The organism is Thermogemmatispora sp. (assembly GCF_019683755.1).
Taxonomy (GTDB): domain Bacteria; phylum Chloroflexota; class Ktedonobacteria; order Ktedonobacterales; family Ktedonobacteraceae; genus Thermogemmatispora.
This window is the reverse complement of record NZ_JADGHT010000361.1, coordinates 1-4,533: the sequence shown is the minus strand read 5'-3', so window position 1 is coordinate 4,533 and position 4,533 is coordinate 1. Positions and strand designations below refer to the sequence as shown.

General features: G+C 58.1%; 4 protein-coding genes. All 4 read left to right on the top strand.

Annotation, left to right across the window (positions count from 1 at the left end):
- On the top strand, window positions 1-301 hold a 301-nt coding region (locus IRZ24_RS17155), incomplete at its 5' end, for an ABC transporter permease (RefSeq protein ID WP_297166862.1).
- Between the two features lie 2 nt (window positions 302-303).
- Window positions 304-1,293, top strand: a complete 990-nt coding sequence (locus IRZ24_RS17150) for an ABC transporter permease (protein ID WP_297166859.1) — start codon at window positions 304-306, stop codon at window positions 1,291-1,293.
- A gap of 218 nt (window positions 1,294-1,511) precedes the next feature.
- Window positions 1,512-2,936, top strand: coding sequence for a GH1 family beta-glucosidase (locus IRZ24_RS17145; protein ID WP_297166856.1), 1,425 nt, complete (start codon window positions 1,512-1,514; stop codon window positions 2,934-2,936).
- 492 nt (window positions 2,937-3,428) lie between these two features.
- Window positions 3,429-4,533 (top strand): APC family permease (locus IRZ24_RS17140; RefSeq protein WP_297166853.1); only part of this gene is annotated, 1,105 nt, incomplete at its 3' end.

The window sequence follows — 4,533 nt, the reverse complement described above, 5'->3', positions numbered from 1 at the left end:
GGCGAAGGGTCTCTCTCCCCTGCGTGTGGTCTTTGCGTATGCAGCGCGCAACGCGGTGCTACCCAGTATCACGAGTTTCTCGATTTCGCTGGGCCTGGTGGTCAGCGGCTCTTTGCTGACGGAGATTGTCTTTAACTACCCCGGCATCGGTTATCATCTGTTCCGCGGTGCCTCGGAAAGCGATTATGCGCTGATCGAAGGCGGTTTTCTGGTGTTGGCTTTGACGGTGCTGGCGGCCAATTTCCTGGCTGAGCTGGTCTATAGCGTGCTTGATCCGCGCATTCGACACGGGAGGGCTTAACAATGCAAGTCAGCAACATGAGTGAGACCCCTATCGAGACGGCGGCTTTGGTAGAGCAGACTGATCGACGTCAGCGCGGACCGTTGTTGAGCGCTCTGCGTCTGCTGTATCGCAATCCCAAGATCGCGGCTGGCCTGGCTATCTTGCTGTTCTTTGTGCTGGTAGCCTTGGCCGCTCCTCTGTTGACGCCCTACCCGCCGGATGGTCCTAACAGTCAGGTGGCTCACGGCGCTCAGCCACCCAGTCGTGAACATATTCTGGGGACGAGCAGCCTGGGGCAGGACATGTTTTCGCAGATTGTCTATGGGGCCCGGGTCTCGCTGTTGATTGGCTTTGTGGCCGCTACCGGCTCAACAGCGCTGCAGGTGATTTTCGGGCTTAGCTCCGCCTACTTCGGCGGCCTGATCGATGAGGTGCTTTCGCTGCTGATCAATATTTTCTTGGTGCTGCCTGGCTTGCCGCTGGCCATCGTGCTGGCGTCCCTGGCCAGTGTCAGCGGAGCCGGGAAGAATGAGTTTGTGATCGCGATGGTGCTGCTCTTCACGTCCTGGGCCTATGGGGCGCGGGTGCTACGCTCGCAGACGCTTTCGTTAAAGGAGCGTGAGTTTGTGACGGCAGCGCGTTCGATGGGAGAGGTGACCTGGCGCATGATTTTCATGGAGATTCTGCCCAATGAGATCGCCCTGGTTGCTTCAACCTATGTCGGCACCTTTGTCTATGCCCTCGGCGCGGAGGTAGCCTTGGAGTTTCTTGGTCTGGGCGATGTCTCACGCGCGAGCTGGGGTTCGATTCTCTTCTGGGCTCAGTTGAATGGAGCCTTGATCACTGGTCAATGGTGGCTGTTCGTCCCTGCTGGTCTTTGTGTCGCCCTGGTGTGTGGCGCCTTGACACTGGTGAACTTCGGTATTGATGAACTGGCTAATCCCAGCCTGCGCCAGGCTATGCCGCGTAAGCTGCGTAAGCTGCTTAAGGCCAGGGCTGTGGTTGCCTAATGGCCATCGTCGATCAATCCTGCAGGCCATCCTTTTCATAGCGGGTGACTTCTTGCTGAGTTGTGAAAATAAATGCGTTTTTTATCCATTCTCTGCTCATTCAGGCATGAATGGATGCACTGCTACATCCAGGGACGAAGCAGATAGATTTAGGCGGCAGGCAAGGCGGGAGAGAGGCACGGCTCCCGCCGGCTGCTGCCTCTACTGAAGGAGGATCAATGAGCATTACTGGTCGTCCACAGGACCATCGTAGTCTCCCCGCCTCGCTGGCAGGGGGCAGTGACCTGGCTGGCGGCTTCCCTCCTGGCTTTCTCTGGGGAGCCGCCACATCGGCTTATCAGATCGAGGGCGCGGTGCGTGAGGATGGTCGCGCGCCTTCTATCTGGGACCGCTTTGTGATCCGGCCTGGAGCGATCTTCCAGGGCCAGACTGGTGATGTGGCCGCTGACCACTATCACCATATGGAGGAAGATGTGGCACTGATGGCCCGCCTTAATTTGCGCGCTTACCGCTTTTCGATCGCCTGGCCCCGGGTCCTGCCCCAGGGAACTGGCCCCGTGAATGAGCGGGGCCTTGCTTTCTACGAGCGTCTGGTGGATACCTTGCTCGCTCGTGGCATTGAACCGCTGGTTACCCTTTATCACTGGGATTTGCCAGCCGCCCTTGAGGATCGCGGCGGTTGGCTGGTGCGCGATACCGCTCAGGCCTTCGCTGAGTATGCCGAGGTGGTAGCGCGCCGCTTGGGCGATCGCGTCCGCTGGTGGATTACGCAGAATGAGCCGTGGTGCAGCTCGTATTTGGGCTACGCGCTGGGCATTCATGCCCCTGGTATGCACGATAAACAGCTCGCTGTCACGGTCGGTCACCATATTCTGCTCTCCCACGGCCTTGCCACTCAGCGCTTGCGTTCTGTCCTGCCTCACGGAGCCCAGATCGGTATCGCTCTGGATTTCTACCCAGTTTATGCAGCGGATGAGCGGCCTGAAACGCTGCAGGCAGTGGAACAGGCGGATACTTTTCGTAATCGCTGGTTCCTTGATCCGTTATTTCGCGCTGAGTACCCGACATCGCTCTTCAGTGTTTTGGGTGTGGCTCCGCCGCCGGTTCATGCTGATGATCTGGCTGTGATCGCTACGCCGCTGGACTTCTTGGGCGTCAATTACTACAGTCGGATGCTTGTGCGTGGCGTCATCGCCTCCTCTGCTGCCTCTTCTCCAGGAAGCCCTGGTTATGAGGTGATTGAGCGGATTCCTGGGGCAGCCTATACCGATATGGGTTGGGAGATCTTTCCAGAAGGGCTAGAGGTAATCTTGACTCGTCTCCACCGCGAGTATCGACCCAAGGCCTTGCTGGTGACGGAAAATGGCGCGGCCTTTGAGGATCACTGGCATGGTGGGGATAGTGTTCATGACTGGCAGCGTATCCATTATCTTCAGACGCATATCGAGGCGCTGAGCCGCGCGCTCGCTCAGCAGGTGCCGCTCAAGGGCTATATGGTCTGGTCCTTGCTCGACAATTTTGAGTGGGCTTTCGGCTATAGTAAGCGCTTCGGTCTGGTCTATGTCGATTATTCTACCCAGCGGCGCATTGTTAAAGATAGCGGTCGTTGGTACGCTTCGTTTATCGCTGCCCAGCGTCGCTAGTGCCCTGCTGCGCTGCGTCGGTAGATGCTCCCGCCCCGGCGCTGATGCGTGACGTAACTCGTCAGCAGTTTGCCGCTGAGTGGCGGGTGGAGCGATGCTGTCGGCTTCCTCATCGCTGATATCCTGGCTGACAGCGAAGTTAGAGAGACAGGCTCGCTAGTAGCGTAAGTGCTGACTGAGCTGGTGCCTGGCTGAGGCCAGGGATCAAACTGATGGGTGCGCTTGCTCTGCTCTTTTCTCCCCTTCGTCCGCTTTGAGAGGAGCTACGTTTGTTCCCTCTTCCAGCCCAGGCTTGCTTGCTTTTTGCTGGATCGCTGCCCGCTTGAAGGTTGCCTTCTGAGGCGAAATAGATTATCCTTTCAAGCGGGCAGTTGTTGTTTTCGCAGCACGGCTGTCTTCAGTGCTGGCGCGGGCAGGCAGACAGCCACGAGAGTCAGGCTGGTAGCTTGTCGCGCTGGGTGCCTCTTTACCCCTTATATCAGGAGGTTAGACTTGGAGCCAGAGACAAGCGGTCTTCGCCGTGAATTGTCGTTTTTGGAGAGCATCGCGCTCTCCATTGGTATTATGGCGCCCACTGCGGCGATGGCGCTTAATGGCTCACTGGCCGCAGGGATTACTGGGAGCACTGTGCCACTGGCCTTCTTGCTCGCCACACTTGCCGTCGGTCTGGCCAGCTTCTCGTTTATCCAGTTTAGCCGTTATTTCGCTCATAGTGGCTCGGTCTATGCTTTTAATGGCATTGCTCTCGGGCCACGCGTTGGCTTTTTTTCTGGCTGGGCCTTGCTTGGCACCTATCTTGCTTTCACTTGCGCCTCGACGGCTGAGGTGGGCAACTTTGCCCAGGCGTTCTTGGCCAGCCTGGGCCTGAATGTGAGCTGGCTTCCACTCGCATTGCTGGCGGGTTTGTTGATCTGGTTGTTTGCTTACAGCCGTATTACGCTCTCGACGCGTCTGACGCTGGCAATGGAGGGTATTTCGGTGCTGCTGATCGTGGCCCTGGTGGTAGTGATTTTGGTCCGCCTGGATAACCTGGGGCAGCTTTCGCTCACGCCCTTTACTCCCTCATCTGAGCCGCTCAATGCCGTGGCGCTGGCGGCGGTCTTCGGTTTTCTCTCCTTTGCCGGCTTCGAAGGCGCTGCCACCCTCGGTGAGGAGACCCGTAATCCGCGCCGCAATATCCCCCTGGCTATTCTGGCAGCGGTCTTTGGGACTGGCCTCTTTTATGTTGTGGTGACTTATGCGCAGACCCTGGGCTTTGGTTTGAGTCGCACGGGAATCGCCAGCTTCGCTCAGTCAGCGGCACCTCTCGATGATCTGGCGCACCGCTACGTTGGTCGCTGGATGGCCGTGCTGCTTGACTTTGGTGCGACGATCAGTGCTTTCGCCAGCGCTCTGGGTACAGCTAACGCTGGGGCACGCATCCTTTACGCGTTGGGACGCGATGGGTTCATTACGGAGCGCTTGGGCACAACCAGCCGACGTAGCGGCTCCCCAGCTCTGGCGGTGAGTGTGATCATGCTCCTCGACTTTGTGGTGGTGAGCATCTGGGGTCTGGTTCCCAACATGACCGGAGCAACGCTTTTCGGCTATCTGGGGA

Bases quoted from the DNA above. Each gene is read 5' to 3' on its own strand.
- IRZ24_RS17150 (WP_297166859.1), top strand. From the start codon at position 304: ATGCAAGTCAGCAACATGAGTGAGACCCCTATCGAGACGGCGGCTTTG.
- IRZ24_RS17145 (WP_297166856.1), top strand. From the start codon at position 1,512: ATGAGCATTACTGGTCGTCCACAGGACCATCGTAGTCTCCCCGCCTCG.